Source organism: Polynucleobacter sp. IMCC30063 (genome assembly GCF_021395235.1).
Taxonomy (GTDB): Bacteria; Pseudomonadota; Gammaproteobacteria; order Burkholderiales; family Burkholderiaceae; genus Polynucleobacter.
The window spans coordinates 43746-62975 of record NZ_JAJVCQ010000004.1 but is presented as its reverse complement, the minus strand read 5'-3'; the positions used below and the strand labels follow the sequence as shown (position 1 = coordinate 62975).

Below are 19230 nucleotides of genomic sequence, written 5' to 3'. Positions count from 1 at the left end.
AATTAAACCAACTTAACGCCACTATTCTTCAGGGGAATCGTACGATAGCGTTTACCAGTCGCCCGATAAATGGCATTTAATACTGCTGGTGCTGCCACCGCAATAGTGGGTTCACCAATACCGCCCCACTCTGGTCCGCCCCCTTCAAGAATGATCGTTTCTACCTTAGGCATTTGGGCTAAACGTAGAGAATTAAAGGTATCAAAATTCGTTTGCTCAATGCGCCCATTCTTGACCGTACATTCCTCTAAAAAGAGTGCTGATAAGCCATACACAAATGAACCAGAAACTTGACGACGAATTTGTGCGGGATTTACGGCATAACCACAATCGGTTGCAGCCACTATACGGTGAATTTTTACTTCATTGTTTTTATTCACGGATAACTCACAGGCTGCTGCAACGAAACTGCCAAAAGCCTTCATTTGAGCAATACCGCGGTGTACTCCAGCAGGAGCTGGTTTTGTCCAGCCAATACCTTCAGCGGCAGCATTCAGCACAGCTAAATTTCGTGGGTATTTGTCCATATACTTACGGCGAAACTCGACAGCATCAACGCCGGCAATCTCGGCCATTTCATCCATAAAACATTCCATGAAAATAGCGTTTTGATTGACATTGACCCCGCGCCAAAAACCTGGCGGCACATGGGTATTGCGCATCACATGATCAATATGGTAATCGGGAAAGTGGTAACCGAAAGCATGTTCACCAGTATTAAATACACCCTGAAAAGTAAGGGGGTCCATCCCTTTATTGGCAGCTACAATTGCCGGCCGCACTGCATGCAAAATTGACTGCCCACATAAGCGCATATGAAATGAGGTGAGATTTTTCTTATCATCAAAAGAAGCGCTCATTTTTGCCATCATCACGGGGTGATAACGTCCTTGGGTCATATCCTCTTCGCGAGTCCAAATTAATTTAATTGGCACGCCAGGCATTTGCTTGGCTATATTCACCACCTGAGTGGTGTAATCCTGAAATGCGCCACGGCGTCCAAAACCGCCACCTAAATTAATCTTGGTGACGTTGCACTTTTCCCCTGGCAAACCCGAAGCAGCAATCACCGCGGCAAGCGATGCCTCGCCATCTTGGGTTGGTACCCAAGCTTCGCAACTATCGGTCGTCCAGACTGCAGTTGCATTCTGGGGCTCCATCGTGGCGTGATTTAAAAAGGGATAAAAGAAAATCGATTGATGGGTTTTAGCGGAACCAGCCATGGCTTTTTTCATGTCGCCATTGGTGTTGCCAGTAAAGGCTTCGTCAGCATTTAAGCCATCTTCAAGCATCTTTTTAATAGTCGCGCTGGAATTATTGGCATTAGGGCCCTCATCCCACACAATCGGCAACTTATCAAGTGCGGTTTTAGCTATCCAAAAGGTATCTGCCACGACAGCTACTGCTGAGTCGCCAACTTGTACTACTTTCTTCACGCCTTTAATGCCAGTTACTTTACTAGCATCAAAACTTTTTACTTTGCCACCAAATACGGGGCATTCTTTAATATTGGCAATCAACATGCCTGGCATTTTTAAATCAATAGCATAAATCTGCTTGCCAGTTACCTTACCAATCGTGTCATCAATTCGATCTACTGGCTTACCAATGAGCTTCCAATCTTTAGGATTTTTTAAGATAATTTCAGTTGGCACGGGTAATTTTGCGGCTGCTACTGAGACTTTGCCAAATGTTGTTTTACGCCCTGTAGGAGTATGCGTAATCACGCCATTACTTGCCACACACTCCCCTACTGGCACACCCCAATCACTTGCTGCAGCTTGTATTAACATCATGCGCGCCGCAGCGCCGCCTTTACGAACATAGTCTTGAGAAGTACGAATACCACGACTACCACCAGTACCAAAATCGCCCCAAACACGCTTACGTTTGACGTTTTCAGCGGGGCTCGGATATTCATAGCCCACCATTTTCCAATCACACTCCAGCTCTTCAGCAACCATTTGGGCCAAACCTGTGATCGTCCCCTGCCCCATCTCAGAGCGAGCAACGCGGACAATCACGCGCTCATCGGGCTGAATTACGACCCACACACCAATTTCTGGCGCACTTAGGGCAGCATCAGCCTCACATAAACCAAACGGAATTTCAAACCCTAGGGTTAGGCCAGTGCCAACTGCCGCAGTTTGAACAATAAATTTTCTACGCGCTGGGCTTTGTATTGTTGTATTCATTAATCAGCCCCTTAAGCTTTAGCAACAGCATGAATTGCAGTACGTACTTCTTGGAAGGTGCCACACCGACAAATATTCGTGATAGCAGCGTCAATTTGAGCATCAGTTGGTTTCGGATTTTTACGCAACAATGCCGTAGTGGCCATGACCATGCCCGACTGGCAATACCCACATTGAGGAACTTGATTGTCAACCCAAGCTTGCTGAATTTTGCTGAGCTGGCCATTCTTTTCTAAGCTTTCAATGGTTTCTATTTTTTTACCAGCAGCAGCACTGACCGGTAACATGCAACTCCGCAAAGCCTGCCCTTCAAACAAAATAGTGCAAGACCCACACTGGCCAATACCACAGCCATATTTTGTCCCAGTAAGGTCGAGTTGTTCACGCAGAACCCAAAGTAAAGGCGTACTAGGATCAACGTCCACACTCATTTTTTTACCATTAACATTTAATGTAATCACACTGTTTCCTTTTTTTAGGCTTTATTTATTTCTTTTGATATTCTTTATTTAGCTACAGTGACCTGTCCACGAATTTCACCGCCTGGGTTTTCTTTGGTGTGAATATTGATGTACCACATGCCGGCTAATAAATTTTTTGCCTGATCAGCAGTAATCGTAGCCTTCCCCTTAATTGGACTTTCTACACTACCTTGAAAGGGAACTACTACACCTGCATTCGCTCCTACTGCGGCTGGACCATGAAAGTGGCCCATCGTAGCAGGACCAGAAAGACCTGAATAAGTTACCGTCCAAGACAATTCGTTGTTATCTTTATTGAACATCACGGTTGCCGCGCCTTTGCCCGCAGTCTTGACGGGAGGTACTGTTTGCGCACCACTGAGATCTGCAGTCATTTTTACTTCATTTGCTGCAAAAGCGGAACCTGCAAAAAGTAACGTGCAAATAACGAGAATTTTAGAAATCATTTTCATAGTAAGTCCTTAAATAAATTGATACTCAATCATAGCTACATTTAGGGAAAAATGTCTGCTGAACTCTTGAGTAATATTGAAGAAATTATTGCAATGCAACAAGCGCCTGCTTCACGCATTTTTCAATCTTGGCATAGCCCTGCTCATTCGGATGGGGATCATTGAGATGGAAATCAGCAGTCCCTAACCCACATTGTGAAAACCCATCGACCCACTTTCCACCCTGCTGCTGAATGTGCTCACGAGCAAATAGACCTAAATCATCAGGCTGGTTGCCTGCCAGAATCTCATCCTTAGTGGGTAAGTGAATAAAAATCATACCGTCGCCGTATTTTTTTGTCAGTTGCTCAATCACTTCTGGGCTTTTGCTACGAAAATGAATTTGGAAATTCTGTTTGGTAAATTCCCAAGCATGATGCACCGAGGATAAATAGCGCCTGATCCATTTTTCGGATTGCCGCGCATCTTTAATCGCATATTCCTGAGTACGAAAATCTTGCATTTTTTGCAAAAAGGACATCAATTCCTGGTCTGGCGGAATGGGAAAATATCCCTCATCGCCCACGCAATTTTCAATCTTGCTTAAACAGGCAATCACCTTAGCGGGAAAATTCCAAACCGTCCTGCGATAATCATCAGAAATAAAAATGACCGCGACTTTTTTGACCTTTACACCTGTTTTAATCAGGTGGTCATGCAATAAGCCCCATTGCTCAAACCCTGTGCCTAAAAGGCCGCCATTAATCAGTTGCAGTCCATTTGGCTTGGTGTGTACTAATCGCTCAAACCAAGGGCTTGCCCCCTGTCCTTCAGTAAAGGAATCGCCTAATAACAATAAGCTATCTTTATTAAGGTCAATATCTTGACCTTGCACTAAGCCTAAATTATTAGTTTTAAATTCATAGCCATATTCTTTGCTTAAATTATTGTTAACGTCATAAAATGCTTCAGCACGAATTGTTGAGTTGGGTTTATAGGTAAAGATAGTGTCTAAGTTTTGAAAGGCGCTACCACCGCTAGATGAACCAAACAACATGTAGCGATTGCTTTTGCCTGAATTCGTACTAACACGATCGCTATAAATGGTGCGATATGCTAATTCCACCGTACCCAGAGCAATAGCAAGAGAGATTGCTATGAGTACTATGGGTTGAGCTTGGACAGCAAAATATCGCATTGCGGAATTCTATCCGCGTTTGATAAAAAATGCTGAGAGCTATTTGGTATTTAGCGTCAGCGTTGTTTCACCTACGAAGTTATCACCCTGCATCGTTTGTACTTTAACTTGCAGTGACTGCAAGCCTTCAGGGGCTTTATCTGCTGAGAAAGTTTTGGTTTCAGGATTAAATTTAAGCCACCCAGGAATGGGAGATCCATCGATAGCTCGTCGAGAAAATTGCTGATTATTCCAGTTGGCATATAAAATGACGAGCGCTATGTTAGCAGCAACATAAGCAACATTAGCGATAGTTAATAAAAATCGATTGATCCAAGGCGCTAAAGCGAAACACAAACAACAAAGTGTATAAAGCGCAATGCTAATTAGTAGGTTGTAATTAGTTAATTCATTTTTACTAAAATTAAATTGCCACAAATAACTTAATAGGAAAGTTAAGGAGAGCAGAGCAAAAACTAGAAAGAAAATTTGATTGGCTATTTCCATTTATAAATTATAGTTTTTTGCTGTATGGCGTGTCTCATGAAGGAATGGGATTTCAGTTCAATATAGCGCATACTAATGCCTCGTCTCCCTTTAACTACCTTTCAGGGCTTTATTTCATGACCCATTTATCTCTATTCTTGCCTTCATTTAGCTTACTCAGCCGATTTTCAATTTTTGCTAGCACCTTATTGATAGTCTGCGTCGCCTATGCCCAAGTTGATAAACCTTTGGTCTTGGTGGTGCCATTCCCCCCTGGTGGTAGCACTGATATTACCGCACGTACGATTCAAACTAAATTATCCGAGCGGATTGGCAAACCGGTAGTGATTGAAAATCGCGCAGGAGCTGCTAGCCAAATTGCGACCCAACATGTGGCCCGCTCACCCGCTGATGGTAATACGCTATTAGTTAGTTTTGATAATCATGCGATTAATCCCATTGTTAAGCCTAAATTACCTTATGACACCTTTAAAGATTTTGTGGGGGTGAGTTTATTGGTGCGCTTTCCATTGGTCATTGCAGCTAACCCATCAGTACCAGCAAATAATTTAGCGGGTTTTATTGAAGCGGCTAGAAAAAAACCGGGTGCATATAGTTATGCCTCAACTGGAGTTGGCTCATTAAATCAATTGGCCATGGAAGATATCAAACGGAAATTTGGTATTTTTGTTTTACATGTTCCTTATGGCGGCGGTGGACCAGCTATTCAAGCTGTAGTCAGTAATACTGCTAGCCTTACTTTACTTAGTTATGCAGCTCTGAAGGGGCAAATACAGGCTGACAAGTTAAAGCCCTTGGCCGTCACTGGTTCGCGCAGATTACCTGAGTTACCCCAAACGCCTACCGTTGCTGAATCAGGCTACCCTAATTTTGATGCCTACTCCTGGATTGGTATTTTTGCCCCTGCTGACACTTCACCAGCGATTCTAAAAAAACTGACGGCTGATTTTCAAGCAGTTTTAAATGACCCTGAAATTAAAGCCAAATTAACTCAAGGTGGTTTTGACGTCTTGGCATCGGATGGGCCGAGTTTAGATCGCTACACTAAAACGGAATTTGACCGTTGGGGCCAATTTGTTAAAACAACTCAGTTAAAACTCGACGACTAATATGGCTGATCAATTAACTGGTGCTGAAGCCTTAGTACGAATGCTTGAGGCCTATCAGGTCAAACATATTTTTGGCTTATGTGGTGATACGTCACTGCCTTTTTATGATGCCTTACAGCGGCTTGATCATGGCATGGAACATATTCTCACCCGCGATGAACGCAGTGCTGGGTATATGGCTGACGCCTATGCCCGGGTAACAGGTAAAGTAGGTGTCTGTGAAGGGCCCAGCGGTGGCGGAGCAACCTATCTACTCCCAGCCTTACTTGAGGCCAATGAATCATCAATTCCCATATTGGGGATTACCTCTGATGTACCGGTTACTTCGCGTGGCAAATACCCTCTTACAGAACTCAACCAGCAAGCGCTTTATCAGCCACTAACAAAATGGAATGCCACCATCGACTTAGCAGAACAAATTCCAGCCACAGTGCGCAATGCCTTTCGTGCGATGACAACAGGTCGACCTGGGGCAGCTCATATTTGTTTACCGCATGATGTACAAAAACATCCTGTTTCAGTTAGCGATATTTGGGCACAAACAGAAAACAGTATTTATCCGGCACAACGTTTTGTAGCCAATGCAAGCGATCTTGAGCGGGCCGCTGAACTGATCCTCCAAGCACAATATCCTGTCATCATTTGCGGCGGCGGAGTAATTAATTCTGGCGCAGAAGCAATTTTGCAAAGCCTTGTTGAGCTCCTTAATATTCCCCTTTGTACTACCGTCAGTGGTCAAGGTAGCTTAGCAGGTACGCACCCCCTCAATGCTGGTGTGGTTGGTGCCAATGGTGGCGTGATGGCTACACGCGCTGTAGTCAGTGCTGCTGATTTAGTTTTTTTTATCTCTTGCCGAGCAGGCTCCACCACCACCGAAAATTGGCGCTTCCCCAATAAAAATACAACCATCATTCACCTAGATGTTGATCCTGAAACTATTGGCGCTAACTACCCTACTGCTGTTGGTTTGGTAGGTGATGCTAAATTAACTCTAGAACAGTTGTTTGTATCTATTCAAGTCAACCTCACAAGTCGGCGCCAAAGCTGTGTCGATGGTAAGGCGGTTGTCAGCAAAGCCAAAGAAGAAAAAATGCTACCTTTTTTAAAATTGGCTAGCGCTAAAGAAACTCCAATTCTTCCAGAGCGTATTGTGCATACCTTAAATCGCTTATTACCCAGCGATGCGATCGTGTGCGCTGACCCAGGCACACCTTGCCCCTACTTTTCCGCTTATTTTCAAGCTGATGTGGCTGGCCGTCATTTCATTACCAACCGTGCGCAAGGGGCGCTTGGTTTTGCCATGTCCGCTGCCATTGGTGCAGTCATTGGTCGACCGAGTTCAAAATGCGTTGCGGTAATGGGTGATGGTAGTTTTGGTTTTACTGTTGGTGAATTAGAAACTATTACTCGCTATAAACTGCCCTTGCTGATGATTGTCATTTCCAATTCAGTATATGGATGGATTAAAGCAAGTCAAAAATCAGGCTACGACCAGCGCTACTTTTCGGTCGATTTCAATCGCACTGATCACGCTAAAGTTGCTGCAGCCTATGGCATTAAATCCTGGCGGGTAGAGGATCCACTCAAATTAGAGGCCGTCATGAAAGAGGCCATTGCTAGTGATGAACCAACGCTTATCGACATCATTTCCCAACCCTTACAAGACGCGCAAGCGCCAGTTAGTCAATGGATGGGTTAGCTATTCCACCTTGGCACCAGATAGCCTCACTACCTCAGCTAGTGCTGGTGCTTCTGCTGTTAAGGTGGCCTGAAACTGGGCTGGTGATTTCGATAAGACCAAATCCATTCCCTGTGAGGCTAACTTTTGTTTAACGCCAGCTTGGGTCATACCTTTAGCGACCGCTGAAAACATTTTATTCACGATGATTGCAGGCGTGCCAGCGGGAAAATAAAGGCCATAAGAAAACGTGGAGTTATATCCCATTAAACCGCTCTCCTCCGCACTTGGAATTCCTGGAATTGCTGCTGAGGGTTTGGCTGAAGTTAACGACAATGGCCTTAAGGTGCCATTTTTGATAAAACCCATTACTGTAGGTGGCGTTGCAATCATCACTTGTGTATTGCCCGCAATGGTGGAAACTGCTGCCGGACTACCGCCTTTAAATTGAATAGTAGTGAACTTCACTTGCGTAACACCCTCAAACAAAGCAGTGGCTAAATGGGGTGTGGAACCATTGCCCGACGAAGCATTAAAAATAATCCCCGGATTTGCTTTACCAAATTTAATTAAGTCTTGTAAATTCTTATAAGGCTCATTGGGGTTAACGCAAATAATCATAGAGCCACTAGCAAGATTAGTCACGGGAATAAAATCGGTCTGTTGATCCAAGGCCATTTTGGGAAAAAGCGCTTTAATTTGCGCATGCGGCCCTGACATCGAAATCGTATAGCCATCGGGCGCCGCTTTGGCTACTAAATCGGCTGCGATCGCACCTCCGACTCCCGGTCTATTCTCAACATTGACGGGCACACCAATTTCTTTAGAAATTTGATCGGCACTAATTCGCGCAACAAAATCAGCTGCGCCACCCGGGGGATAGCCAATGACTAATTTAATTGGCCGCTCAGGATAAACACCTTGGGCCATGACCGCAGTGTTGTACACAAGAAAACCCATAATCAAGGCAAAACTTGGCTTTCTTAATATCATTTATTTACCTTTAAAAATAGGGGTCCGCTTTTCTGCAAAGGCTTTACGGCCCTCTTTGTAGTCTTCACTAGCAAAGCAGGCATCGACCATTGCCATCGCTTGGGCATGGTCTTGTTGATTTTGCTCAGCTAAGGCCTGCTGAATCGCAAATTTACTTGCCGCAATCGTTAACGGCGCATTTTCTGCGATCCCTTCTGCGTAGGCCAAAACCTCTGCGTCTAAGGTATTTACACTATGGACCTTGGACACAAACCCCATTTGCAATGCGTCGGCAGAATTAAAACGGCGGGCACTAAAGAATATATCGGCAGTGTTAGCCGGCCCCATGATACTAATAAAACGCGCTATTCCTGTTGGGCTATAAGCAAGACCTAAACGGGCGGCAGGCATCCTAAACTGCGCGTCTTCTGCACACAGTCGAATATCGCAAGATGAAGCAAACCCCAAGCCGCCACCAAAGCAATAACCCCGAATACTCGCAACCACGGGTTTCGAACAGGCCATAGGTGCAGCATAGGCTGCTAAGACAGCATTGTTGTATTGCTCCTGAGCCTCAGCTGTACCTCTTAATTTATCAAATTGAGAAATATCTGCCCCTGAAATAAATGCTTTATCCCCATCACCCGCAACCACTATGACGCCTACAGTTGGATCAGCATCAAAGCTCTGCATCGCAGCGGGTAAATTCGCCCACATCTCGAAGGTCATTGCATTCATTTTTTCTTGGTTAGAAAAAATAATAAAGCCTACTGCACCATTTTTACGAATAATGAGTTCTGCCATAAGTATTTTATTTGCTTAAATAATTGCGTTTTTAGTAAAAGAATCAATTGTTGCACTGTCATAGCCTAACTCAGTCAAGATTTCAGTAGTATGCTGACCACGCAATGGTGAGCTAGCGACAATCTGAGAGGGTGTTCTAGTTAACTTAATCGACTGGTTTAACAGAGCAAGCTCGCCTAGCGTGGGGTGCGTAGCCTTACCGACAGCCTCCAAATGCATTACCTGTGGGTCGCTAAAGACTTGATCCATCGTATAAATAGGGCCGCACGGGATACCTTTTTCTAGAAGTAATTCTACCCATTTAGCGCTAGTTTTATGCATTAAAGTTTTACTTAACTCAGCATTGAGTCTTGCTCTACCAGCAGAACGACCTTTAGCATTTTTAAATTGCTCATCGAGGAGTAAATCATCACGCTCAATCGCGCTAGCAAATTTTTCCCAAACCCCTAAACCAGTGGCGGCGATATTAATAAAGCCATCCTGGGTTTTATAAGCCGATGTTGGCATGAAGGTAGGATGATCATTACCTACTTGCTTGGCTACCTCACCACTCATCGTGTAGCGCGCCGCTTGAAAATCTAATAAGGTTAAACCCGCTTGCAAGAGATTGGCTTGTACCCACTGCCCTTGCCCACTTTCATCCCGTTCAAGTAAGGCAGTCATTACCCCCATTGCTGCCAGCAGGCCAGCAGTTACATCGGTTACAGCGCCGCCTACGCGCATCGGGCCATCTCCTGGGGCTCCTGTCACGGACATTAAGCCAGATAAGCCTTGAGTAATTTGATCAAAACCAGGGCGATTTTTATACGGGCCATCTTCACCATAACCCGAAATACTCGCCAGAATAATTTTGGGATTGATTTTTTTTAATGAGTCGTAATCAATTCCTAAGCGATACTTAACATCTGGTCGATAATTTTCTACGACGACATCGGCAGTTTTTGCTAATTGCTCAAAAATAGCTTTGCCTTCAGGGGTTTTCAAATTTAAAGTAATCGAGCGTTTATTGCGATGTAGATTTTGAAAGTCGGCAGCATCGCGTGGACCAGCATATTCTTCAGGCCCCGGGTTTTCAATCTTCACTACGTCAGCACCAAAATCGGCTAAGTGCCTGACGCATACTGGTCCAGCACGAACGCGGGTTAAATCAAGCACTCGAAAACGGGATAAGGCTTTGGAAGCAACTATTTTGGACATACTTAATGCATCATTTCAAGTGCAGGCTTTTTTCTTATCAGATAAAGGCCGATACAAAAACCCAAAGCCCCTAATGCAGCCACATAATAGGCAGGCGACATCATATTTAAAGGAATTAATAGGCTTATAAAAATTGGAGTGAGTCCACCAAAAATCGCATAAGCCACGTTGTAGGAAAAGGAAAGCCCGGAGAATCGAACGGGTGCAGGAAACGCCATTACCCCAACCGCAGGAATAATGGCGATAACGCCGACAAAAAAACCATTTAAACCATAGAGCAGAAAAATATGTTCAGATGAAATTGCCAACTGTTGGTAAAAAAGAATTGACGTTGCTGCCAGCCCAGTTGAGCCAATCAGCATGACTCGTCCTGCATTGAATTTTCCTGCTAAAGCGCCAAAAACTAAACACCCTGCTGTTAAGCTTAGGGTTGCAAAAATATTAGCCTCAAGTGCGAGTCTAGCGGGCACTTTAAATAAAGTTTGCAACAAGGTTGGTGTCATTAAAATCATCGTCACAATTGCTGCAGATAACATCCAAGTCATTAATGCTGTTAACACAATTGCTGGACGATGCGCACGCAAAACGACCTTTAAAGGTAATTCTTGACGACTTAATTGCTGTTGCATTGCTTGAAATACTGGGGTTTCATGTAACCATTGCCTCAGAAAAACTGCAATAACCCCAAACACGCCACCCAGAATAAAGGGTACACGCCAACCCCCGCTTAAAATTTGCTCTGGTGAATAAAATGTATTGATTAACACGGCTACAACTGCGCCTAATAAAATACCGCCAGTTAATCCAGCTGTTAAAACAGCACATGCGAAACTAACATAGCGAGGGGCCACATGCTCAGCGACAAATACCCATGCCCCCGGAACCTCGCCACCAATCGCTGCGCCTTGCATCATCCGAAATAATAATAAGATAAGCGGTGCTAATATGCCGATATCAGCGTAAGTTGGCATCAGCCCAATAGCCAGAGTGGGAATTGCCATTAAAAATATACTAAGCGTAAACATTTTTTTGCGCCCACGGGTATCGCCAAAGTGCGCCATCACAATACCACCAATGGGACGCACTAAATATCCTGCCGCAAAAATACCAAAGGTTTGTAATTGACGCAACCAGTCGGGCATATTAGCTGGAAAAAATAATGCCCCAATTGAGGTAGCAAAATAAACAAAGATAATGAAGTCATAAAATTCGAGCACACCGCCGAGCGCAGAAAGGCTTAAGATTTTTAATTCAGAACGGCTCAGTGAGCTCATCAATAATATCTTTTATGTGCGTGGCCAATAGGCTATCGAAGATTGATTGATTACTTCTTGAAATTACTAGGCTTACATTGATATTCAGTCGTTTTATTGCCATCGGCAAGATCTTGAACAGTCATCGTGCCTTCTTTTGGATTGATGACGGTAATTGAGTCGCTAGTATTGCTTTTGTAATTGATGGTGTAAATACCGCTCTTTTTGGATATCTGGGCAACACCACCCAAAGCATCAGTTTTACCATTCTTCATCACTAACTCATCGATTTGGTAGACCCATTGGTTTTTTTGATGATGTACTTGAATCAATAAATTGGATGTTGAATTAGCCTCAGCGCAAATTAGCCGAACCCCTTTAGCATGGACACTAAAAGAAAAAAGAATGCCTAATAACAGTATAGATAGCTTCATTTCTAACCCTTTAAAATTAGTGCTTAATTATTGCTTAATTATCACCTAATTAGCCTCAGCAATGGTGACCAGCCTAGCAATTATTGGTAGGTCGCCAATTCCTGTTATAAATACAGCTATATTAGCCTTTGGAGGTGCAGTATGTATTTAAGAGGGTTACAAGTAATCATCTATGGCATCAGCTTTATGCTGAGCTGTATTTCTTTTGCAACCTTTGCCCATCGCGCCAATGAACCTGAACACCAGATATACCATGAAGGCAATTTGCCCCTTGAAAATGGTGCATTTATTCGGGTTTTTTCCTTAAGCTATACAACCTTTGGTACGCTAAATAAAGATAAAAGTAATGCAATTTTGATGGTTACGGCCATTGGTGGAAATCATCATCGCCTTGATTATTTAATCGGCCCTGGCAAAGCACTGGATCCTGATAAATATTTCATTATTTGTACCGATGCCATTGGCAATGGTCTTACTACTTCGCCATCGAACAGCAAATTACAACCCAATACGAGTTTTCCTGAATTTAATATTCGCGATATGGTGAATTCGCAATACCGTCTGGTGGTCGATCACTTTGGTATTACGAAATTAGTAGCGGTAATTGGCGCATCGATGGGGGGTATGCAAGCCTTGCAATGGGGTGTTTCTTACCCTTATGCCATGCAAGCTATTATTCCCATTGTGCCGCTTGCAAAAACACCAGCCTGGACTACAGGGATTCTAGAAATGCTACGCCAAAGTATTATGAGCGACCCCAATTACCGGAATGGTCAATACGACAAACCACTGGAAGCAGGTATGCGACTGTGGTCTGGTTGGCTTAGCGGCGTGATTGTTCGTACTCCCGCCTACCAAAATCAATTGATTTCCTCGCCGGAAGCAGAAATCGAAGCCCTGCGTAAGATACAAGATGCAGGCTGGAAAAGAATGGATGCCAACGATTGGATTTGGCAATCGCGAGCATACGATCGCCACGATGTTGGTCAAACTGCTGGCTTTAATGGCGACACAGCCGCAGCACTGCGCTCGATTAAAGCCAAAACCCTGATTCTTGCAGGCACTGGCGACTTACTGAACCCAGAAGCAGATGCCCTAAAAACTGCCAAGATCATTCCTAATGCTAAATATATTGCGATTAATGAGCGCTTGCCAATGGGGCACTACTCTGGGGCAGGCGCCACTAAAGATGAAAATGATTTACAAAACCAGGTCATTAAAAGTTTCTTGGCCACCCTTAAACTATAACAATTAGGTCTATGGAAAATCTAAAGCCAGCTCTCGATGCACTTTTTATTATGTTGGGTGCTGTTATGGTATTAGCCATGCATGCGGGCTTTGCTTTTTTAGAGCTTGGTACAGTACGCGAAAAAAATCAAGTTAATGCCTTAGTCAAAATTTTGATTGATTTTGCGGTCTCAACAATTGCCTATTTTTTTATTGGTTATGGCCTGGCTTATGGTACCGGGTTTTGGGATTCGGCTACCGTCTTAGCGCAAAAAAGTGGTTTTGAGTTAGTTAAATTTTTCTTCTTACTCACCTTTGCTGCCGCAATTCCTGCTATTGTTTCTGGCGGCATTGCCGAGCGCGCTAAATTTAACCCTCAGTTAATTGCTACCTTTATTTTGGTCGGTTTTCTTTACCCCTTTTTCGAAGGCATTGTCTGGAATCAAAACTATGGTATTCAAGCTTGGATTAAAAACCTTACAGGTGAGGAATTCCATGACTTCGCAGGCTCAATTGTGGTTCATGCGGTCGGCGGCTGGATTGCCTTGCCTGCAATTATTTTATTAGGCGCACGTTATGGTCGGTACAACAAAGATGGCAAAGTCTCCGCTCATCCGCCCTCGAGTATTCCATTCCTTGCGCTAGGGGCATGGATTCTAACGGTAGGTTGGTTTGGCTTTAATGTCATGAGCGCACAAACCATTGATAAGATGAGTGGCCTTGTGGCTATGAATTCACTAATGGCCATGGTTGGCGGAACTCTGGCAGCATGGCTGGTTGGTAAGAATGATCCTGGCTTTGCCTATAACGGGCCATTAGCTGGTTTAGTTGCCGTTTGTGCAGGCTCAGATTTAATGCATCCCGTAGGCGCCTTAGTAGTTGGTCTGGTCGCTGGCGCGCTCTTTGTCAAAGTATTTACCTTAGAGCAAAATCGCTGGCGTATTGACGACGTATTAGGGGTGTGGCCGTTACATGGTTTATGTGGACTATGGGGCGGCTTAGCGGCAGGAATCTTTGGGCAGAAATTTTTTGGAGGAATTGGCGGCATATCCTTTTCAGCGCAATTAATTGGCTCGGCCCTTGGTGTTGCAATTGCGCTAGTTGGCGGCTTTATTGTGTATGGCGTGCTAAAGCGTGCGATGGGACTAAAACTCAGCCCCGAAGAAGAACATGCTGGCGCCGATTTAAGTATCCATCAAATTACGTCTACGCCAGGCAAAGAGTCGGTTTGGTAGTCTCAACGAAATTCCCCGCAACCCAGAAAGAAGAAATGAAGCCCTTTTCCAATACACACCATTTACTGAAACACCTGATTACGCTTAGTTTATTTGCCCTGTCTGGACATACCCTAGCCGTCACGCATTTAGGCGGCGATGTACCCTATGAGGATATCAAGGCGACAGTCATTCCTTTAATAGATGCCCCTAAAACGATTTTAGGACAATCATTTAAATATCCCACTGGCACACCCTTAATTAATGCGTACAACATTGAAATACCTGTAGGTAAAAAAACTTCACTTCATAAACATGCTGTCCCGTTATTTATATACGTGGTTTCAGGTGAAGTAATCGTTGACTATGGCAGCAAAGGTAAGCGCACCTTCAAATCTGGCGCGTCATATATTGAGGCGATTGAATGGTGCCATATTGCTCACGCCGTGGGTAATCAACCGGTAAAAATTATTGGTGTGTATATGGGCCAAGAAAAACCAGATCAAATTAAGCCAGAAGTTTGCACCAAACCGAATTAAAGTGTCCTTAAATTCGCGATAGCAATCATCTGCCAAGTGCCTTGATTTTGCTTCCAAACACTAAGGCGCGCAAAAGATTTAGCTGGAAGTCTTTTGCCGTCGATGGTTTCCTCTACTGCCAGCATATTAGTCACGACTAGGCAACCGTCTACCTGAGTTACTTTGAAATCACTTACCGTACACTTGCCAATCTTTTCGTTTTTAATCATTTGAATTTCGGTAGCTCTATCACGTGCTCCATCAGAATGAACTGATTGAAATCCGGGGGCAAACATTGCTTCCACCGCTGGTCAGTTGCAGGCGGTAATTTCAGCTAATAACTGACGATAGAGGCGCTCGCCTTCTGTAGCAATATTAATTTCCATAGTCTCATTACCTTAAGGTAAATTATTAATCATGATGAATAATAACTATAAACTAAAAAATAAATTATTTCTTACGCCAATATGATTTCTTGCGCAAGACTAATTCAGTATTGAGACAAACTCTGTAGGTTGCATTCGTAGTTTTTGTGGCATCGACCGATCCGGTGTGCCAATATTGATAAAACATAAAGGATCTTCATCCACACTAAGGCCAAATAAATCACGAATAGGCTGCATATACATCGACTTACCACTCGTTGGACTGGCTCCAAAGCCCATTGCATGTGCCATTAGAAAGATATTTTGAATAGCACATCCAGCAGAAATAATGCGTTCACTTAAGGGCACTGAATGGTCCGAGCCCCTTGCATTAACGACTAACAGCATCACAAAGGGCGCCCGATGTGCCTTAACCATCGCATCTTGAACTTGTTGGTCGGTGGCTGAAGAGTCTCGATCTAATAGCGATTGAGCAAATGCTTGAGCTAACTCCCCCCTTTTTTCGAGCGGGCATATCACAAAACGCCATGGACGAATTAACCCATGATCTGGCGCAGTTGCCGCCATTGAAAATAGGGTATCTAACTGCCCCTGAGTTGGGCCAGGCTGAAATAAACGTTTTGGCAAAAAGGATTGGCGAGTTGAAATTAGAGTTTGGATTGTTTCGCACAATTGACTATTTACCATTTTTTTATTTCCCGTGATTCATTGCTAAGTATTGACTATTTTCTTCCAATACCCAATCGTCGGCTGCGCACAATTTGGTATGGGCGAAATAAATAGGTGATAGAGGCAAAGCCACTCCAAATATGCACCAGCCGGGTAAATGGAAAGATTAGAAACAGCGTCATACCCAAAAACATATGGAGGCGAAAGATCCAATTAACTCCACTTAATAACTCAACTGCACTACCCTGAAATGTCATAATATGCTGCGCCCAACCAGCCAGCTTCAACATCATCGAACCATCTAAGTGAGCAGCAGATAATGGAATTGTTGCTAACCCAAGTACAAGTTGTACCCATAAAATAAGCAATATTAAAATATCGCTAGGCTTACTAGTAAGCCGAATACGATCATCCATTAAACGCCGATACAATAAAATACTTATACCAACCAATCCAAAGATACCTGCAATACCACCCGTTATCATGGCAACAAGCTGCTTTTCACCAGCAGCAATAAATGACTCATAAAAGAAATGGGGGGTGAGCATCCCAAAGAAGTGCCCAAAGAACAAAAATAACACACCAATATGAAACAACATACTACCTAAACGTAGTTGTTTTTTACGCAATAGCTGGCTTGAATCACTTTTCCAGGTGTATTGATCGCGATCAAAGCGAATTAAACTGCCTAAAAAAAATATCGTTAGGCATATATAGGGATAAATTCCAAAAATAAATAACTCTAAATAGTTCATATTTGAACTCCTTGTTTATCTTTAGCATGCTGAATAAAATGAAGTGGCTGTTCATCGCCTGGCTTACCTTGACCTTGAGTAGTGCATCCCCCAAATGCAGGAGGTTCTGCCCAAGTCTCGTCAATTGATTCTTCTTTAAGCTTTAGAGCAAGAATTTTTACTTTCTCTCTAGAATATTCAATTGCAGCAGCGACAACCCATGCATACCTACTTTGGCGGGCTACTAATGCACTATAAATTGCGTTCAAAACATGCGCCATTTCTGCGATAAATTGCCTTGACTGAGCTAGTCTTAAAGTGGAAGCAAACTCAAGCACAATTGATAATTGATCTGGTAGTTCGTTGGTTGCAAGTATCAAACCACCCGCTTTATAGGTCTGTAATAAATCAACCATCGCTTGACCACGTTCACGTGAGTCGCCATGCACATGCTCAAATAAATGTAAGGAGGTAGCCCTTCCCCGATCAAAATACTCTACATATTCCTCCTGCAGAACATAAAGATCGGTAGAGTGTAAATATTGTATTAATTCATTTAATCCAATTCCTACAGACTTGCTTATTTTTGGCAAGGCCATAACAATAGGCTTCATTTCTAATAAATTTTCCCGAAGTTCGACATCGGGATATTGAAGTAATCTAGATAATGCGCGTAGTGGTAATGAATCTTTCATCCGTATCCCCTTAAGCACTTAGGTTTATTGGAATCGTGCGGCGCTTAGTTCCACCAAAGAGGCTAGCTTCTGAATCTCCATCTGAACAGCCGTTGCCGAATGTAAACCCGCAACTTCCTTTCATCTCAAATGTGTTTTCTGCATATTCACGATGCGTAGTTGGAATCACGAATCGATCTTCGTAGTTTGCAATTGCCATAATTTGATACATATCTTCAACTTGACTAGCAGAAATTCCGGCTTGATTTAAAGCAGCATGATTTTCAGTGCCATTGACATGTTTATCTCGTTGCCAAGCTCGCATTGCAAGCATTTTTTCTAATGCAGCAACTACTGGAGCCTCGTCTCCCGCCGTTAACATATTTGCCAAATATTGAATTGGAATGCGTAATTGCCTAACATCGGGAATATGGCCATTCACACCAACATATCCGGCCTCAACTGCGCCAGTAATCGGAGAAAGTGGTGGCACATACCAAACCATGGGTAGGGTTCTGTATTCAGGGTGCAGCGGCAAGGCAATTTTCCAGTCCATGGCCATTTTATAGACTGGACTTTTCTTAGCGGCATCTAACCAATTTTGCGGCACACCATCTTGTAAAGCTTGCCTTTGCACTACTGGATCATGTGGATCCAGAAAAATCTTTAATTGGGCTTCATATAAATTCTGTTCACTCTCAACGCTGGCAGCATGTTCAATTTGATCAGCATCGTATAACATGACGCCCAAATATCGAATTCTGCCTACACAAGTTTCTGAGCATACGGTAGGCTGTCCGGACTCGATGCGTGGGTAGCAAAAAATACACTTTTCAGCCTTACTACTCTTCCAGTTATAGTAAATCTTTTTATAAGGGCAGGCTGAAACACACATCCGCCAGCCGCGACACTTGTCTTGATCAATTAAGACGATGCCGTCTTCTTCGCGCTTATAAATTGACCCTGACGGACATGAGGCTACACAGGCAGGGTTCAAGCAATGTTCACATAATCTTGGCATATACATCATGAAGGTATTTTCAAATTGCCCATAGACATCTTTTTGCATCTGATCAAAGTTGGTATCTTTACTCCGATTAGAAAATTCACCACCTAAAATTTCCTCCCAGTTGGGTCCCCACTCAATTTTTTCCATTCGCTTCCCAGTAATTAAGCTTTTAGGCCGCGCAGTTGGGGTTGCCTTAGACTCTGGAGCATTTTGTAAGTGCTCGTAATCAAAGGTAAAAGGTTCGTAGTAATCATCAATTTCAGGTAAATTAGGATTGCCAAATAAATTCATCCAAATTTTTGATCGACCGCCTTGCTTGGGCTCAAGCTTGCCATTGCTTTTCCGAGACCAGCCGCCCTTCCACTTTTCTTGGTTTTCCCAATTTTTAGGATAACCAATACCAGGCTTCGTTTCTACGTTATTAAACCAAGCGTATTCCATGCCCGGACGATTAGTCCAGACTTGTTTACAGGTTACTGAGCAAGTATGGCAACCAATGCATTTATCAAGGTTTAATACCATGCCAATTTGCGCTCGAATTTTCATTTTAATTTTCCTTG

At 43.5% G+C, this 19230-nt stretch carries 20 protein-coding genes; 5 read left to right on the top strand and 15 right to left on the bottom strand.

Features of this window, described 5'->3' with window-relative positions:
- Window positions 1-2 precede the first annotated feature (2 nt).
- The 5 genes from LZG75_RS08465 to LZG75_RS08445 form a co-directional block, all read right to left on the bottom strand.
- Window positions 3-2195: a molybdopterin cofactor-binding domain-containing protein gene (locus tag LZG75_RS08465; RefSeq protein ID WP_233937238.1), complete on the bottom strand. Its 2193-nt coding sequence runs from the start codon at window positions 2193-2195 to the stop codon at window positions 3-5.
- A gap of 11 nt (window positions 2196-2206) precedes the next feature.
- Window positions 2207-2653, bottom strand: a complete 447-nt coding sequence (locus LZG75_RS08460) for a (2Fe-2S)-binding protein (RefSeq protein WP_370634816.1) — start codon at window positions 2651-2653, stop codon at window positions 2207-2209.
- 47 nt (window positions 2654-2700) lie between these two features.
- Window positions 2701-3129, bottom strand: a complete 429-nt coding sequence (locus LZG75_RS08455) for a CHRD domain-containing protein (RefSeq protein WP_233937236.1) — start codon at window positions 3127-3129, stop codon at window positions 2701-2703.
- 85 nt (window positions 3130-3214) lie between these two features.
- A complete protein-coding gene (locus LZG75_RS08450; RefSeq protein ID WP_233937235.1) occupies window positions 3215-4306 on the bottom strand; it encodes a hypothetical protein in 1092 nt (363 codons plus the stop codon).
- 39 nt (window positions 4307-4345) lie between these two features.
- Window positions 4346-4792, bottom strand: coding sequence for a hypothetical protein (locus LZG75_RS08445; RefSeq protein ID WP_233937234.1), 447 nt, complete (start codon window positions 4790-4792; stop codon window positions 4346-4348).
- A 116-nt stretch (window positions 4793-4908) separates the two neighbouring features.
- On the opposite strand from LZG75_RS08445, the gene LZG75_RS08440 reads away from it, so the two are divergent.
- Both LZG75_RS08440 and LZG75_RS08435 read left to right on the top strand, forming a co-directional pair.
- Window positions 4909-5901, top strand: a complete 993-nt coding sequence (locus tag LZG75_RS08440) for a tripartite tricarboxylate transporter substrate binding protein (RefSeq protein WP_233937233.1) — start codon at window positions 4909-4911, stop codon at window positions 5899-5901.
- A 1-nt stretch (window position 5902) separates the two neighbouring features.
- Window positions 5903-7600 carry a thiamine pyrophosphate-binding protein gene (locus LZG75_RS08435; protein WP_233937232.1) on the top strand — a complete coding sequence of 566 codons (1698 nt, stop codon included), beginning with the start codon at window positions 5903-5905 and terminating at the stop codon, window positions 7598-7600.
- Here the strand turns inward: LZG75_RS08435 and LZG75_RS08430 are convergent, their stop codons facing one another.
- From LZG75_RS08430 to LZG75_RS08410, 5 genes are read right to left on the bottom strand one after another with little or no spacing between them, the layout of a single operon-like run.
- Window positions 7601-8572 carry a tripartite tricarboxylate transporter substrate binding protein gene (locus tag LZG75_RS08430; protein WP_233937231.1) on the bottom strand — a complete coding sequence of 324 codons (972 nt, stop codon included), beginning with the start codon at window positions 8570-8572 and terminating at the stop codon, window positions 7601-7603.
- Entirely contained in the window at window positions 8573-9355 is a 783-nt protein-coding gene (locus LZG75_RS08425; protein WP_233925360.1) for an enoyl-CoA hydratase, read from the bottom strand.
- 15 nt (window positions 9356-9370) lie between these two features.
- Complete coding sequence (locus LZG75_RS08420) at window positions 9371-10552, bottom strand: CaiB/BaiF CoA-transferase family protein (protein ID WP_233925359.1); 1182 nt, start codon at window positions 10550-10552, stop codon at window positions 9371-9373.
- Window positions 10553-10554: 2 nt separating this feature from the next.
- The gene (locus LZG75_RS08415) at window positions 10555-11826 is read right to left on the bottom strand and encodes an MFS transporter (RefSeq protein ID WP_233925358.1); all 1272 of its coding nucleotides are present in this window, start codon (window positions 11824-11826) and stop codon (window positions 10555-10557) included.
- 50 nt (window positions 11827-11876) lie between these two features.
- Window positions 11877-12239 (bottom strand): hypothetical protein, encoded by a 363-nt coding sequence (locus LZG75_RS08410; RefSeq protein ID WP_233925357.1) that lies wholly within the window; start codon window positions 12237-12239, stop codon window positions 11877-11879.
- A gap of 141 nt (window positions 12240-12380) precedes the next feature.
- On the opposite strand from LZG75_RS08410, the gene LZG75_RS08405 reads away from it, so the two are divergent.
- The 3 genes from LZG75_RS08405 to LZG75_RS08395 are packed head-to-tail and all read left to right on the top strand — an operon-like array spanning window position 12381 to window position 15219.
- Window positions 12381-13487 carry an alpha/beta fold hydrolase gene (locus LZG75_RS08405; protein WP_233925356.1) on the top strand — a complete coding sequence of 369 codons (1107 nt, stop codon included), beginning with the start codon at window positions 12381-12383 and terminating at the stop codon, window positions 13485-13487.
- An 11-nt stretch (window positions 13488-13498) separates the two neighbouring features.
- Window positions 13499-14701, top strand: coding sequence for an ammonium transporter (locus LZG75_RS08400; protein WP_233937230.1), 1203 nt, complete (start codon window positions 13499-13501; stop codon window positions 14699-14701).
- Window positions 14702-14736: 35 nt separating this feature from the next.
- Complete coding sequence (locus LZG75_RS08395; protein WP_233925354.1) at window positions 14737-15219, top strand: cupin domain-containing protein; 483 nt, start codon at window positions 14737-14739, stop codon at window positions 15217-15219.
- Here LZG75_RS08395 and LZG75_RS08390 read toward each other — a convergent pair.
- The 5 genes from LZG75_RS08390 to narH form a co-directional block, all read right to left on the bottom strand.
- Entirely contained in the window at window positions 15216-15494 is a 279-nt protein-coding gene (locus LZG75_RS08390; RefSeq protein ID WP_233937229.1) for a nuclear transport factor 2 family protein, read from the bottom strand. The two genes, LZG75_RS08395 and LZG75_RS08390, sit on opposite strands and share 4 nt — an antisense overlap.
- A gap of 189 nt (window positions 15495-15683) precedes the next feature.
- Window positions 15684-16271 carry a nitroreductase gene (locus tag LZG75_RS08385; RefSeq protein WP_233925352.1) on the bottom strand — a complete coding sequence of 196 codons (588 nt, stop codon included), beginning with the start codon at window positions 16269-16271 and terminating at the stop codon, window positions 15684-15686.
- Window positions 16272-16306: 35 nt separating this feature from the next.
- The gene (narI, locus tag LZG75_RS08380) at window positions 16307-17008 is read right to left on the bottom strand and encodes a respiratory nitrate reductase subunit gamma (RefSeq protein WP_233925351.1); all 702 of its coding nucleotides are present in this window, start codon (window positions 17006-17008) and stop codon (window positions 16307-16309) included.
- The gene (gene narJ / locus LZG75_RS08375) at window positions 17005-17682 is read right to left on the bottom strand and encodes a nitrate reductase molybdenum cofactor assembly chaperone (protein ID WP_233925350.1); all 678 of its coding nucleotides are present in this window, start codon (window positions 17680-17682) and stop codon (window positions 17005-17007) included. Before narJ ends, narI begins: the two co-directional genes overlap by 4 nt.
- 10 nt (window positions 17683-17692) lie before the next feature.
- Window positions 17693-19216, bottom strand: a complete 1524-nt coding sequence (gene narH, locus LZG75_RS08370) for a nitrate reductase subunit beta (RefSeq protein ID WP_233937228.1) — start codon at window positions 19214-19216, stop codon at window positions 17693-17695.
- Window positions 19217-19230 lie beyond the last annotated feature (14 nt).

Bases quoted from the DNA above. Each gene is read 5' to 3' on its own strand.
- LZG75_RS08465 (WP_233937238.1), bottom strand. From the start codon at position 2,195: ATGAATACAACAATACAAAGCCCAGCGCGTAGAAAATTTATTGTTCAA.
- LZG75_RS08455 (WP_233937236.1), bottom strand. From the start codon at position 3,129: ATGAAAATGATTTCTAAAATTCTCGTTATTTGCACGTTACTTTTTGCA.
- LZG75_RS08450 (WP_233937235.1), bottom strand. From the start codon at position 4,306: ATGCGATATTTTGCTGTCCAAGCTCAACCCATAGTACTCATAGCAATC.
- LZG75_RS08445 (WP_233937234.1), bottom strand. From the start codon at position 4,792: ATGGAAATAGCCAATCAAATTTTCTTTCTAGTTTTTGCTCTGCTCTCC.
- LZG75_RS08440 (WP_233937233.1), top strand. From the start codon at position 4,909: ATGACCCATTTATCTCTATTCTTGCCTTCATTTAGCTTACTCAGCCGA.
- LZG75_RS08435 (WP_233937232.1), top strand. From the start codon at position 5,903: ATGGCTGATCAATTAACTGGTGCTGAAGCCTTAGTACGAATGCTTGAG.
- LZG75_RS08430 (WP_233937231.1), bottom strand. From the start codon at position 8,572: ATGATATTAAGAAAGCCAAGTTTTGCCTTGATTATGGGTTTTCTTGTG.
- LZG75_RS08425 (WP_233925360.1), bottom strand. From the start codon at position 9,355: ATGGCAGAACTCATTATTCGTAAAAATGGTGCAGTAGGCTTTATTATT.
- LZG75_RS08420 (WP_233925359.1), bottom strand. From the start codon at position 10,552: ATGTCCAAAATAGTTGCTTCCAAAGCCTTATCCCGTTTTCGAGTGCTT.
- LZG75_RS08415 (WP_233925358.1), bottom strand. From the start codon at position 11,826: ATGAGCTCACTGAGCCGTTCTGAATTAAAAATCTTAAGCCTTTCTGCG.
- LZG75_RS08410 (WP_233925357.1), bottom strand. From the start codon at position 12,239: ATGAAGCTATCTATACTGTTATTAGGCATTCTTTTTTCTTTTAGTGTC.
- LZG75_RS08405 (WP_233925356.1), top strand. From the start codon at position 12,381: ATGTATTTAAGAGGGTTACAAGTAATCATCTATGGCATCAGCTTTATG.
- LZG75_RS08400 (WP_233937230.1), top strand. From the start codon at position 13,499: ATGGAAAATCTAAAGCCAGCTCTCGATGCACTTTTTATTATGTTGGGT.
- LZG75_RS08395 (WP_233925354.1), top strand. From the start codon at position 14,737: ATGAAGCCCTTTTCCAATACACACCATTTACTGAAACACCTGATTACG.
- LZG75_RS08390 (WP_233937229.1), bottom strand. From the start codon at position 15,494: ATGTTTGCCCCCGGATTTCAATCAGTTCATTCTGATGGAGCACGTGAT.
- LZG75_RS08385 (WP_233925352.1), bottom strand. From the start codon at position 16,271: ATGGTAAATAGTCAATTGTGCGAAACAATCCAAACTCTAATTTCAACT.
- narI (WP_233925351.1), bottom strand. From the start codon at position 17,008: ATGAACTATTTAGAGTTATTTATTTTTGGAATTTATCCCTATATATGC.
- narJ (WP_233925350.1), bottom strand. From the start codon at position 17,682: ATGAAAGATTCATTACCACTACGCGCATTATCTAGATTACTTCAATAT.
- narH (WP_233937228.1), bottom strand. From the start codon at position 19,216: ATGAAAATTCGAGCGCAAATTGGCATGGTATTAAACCTTGATAAATGC.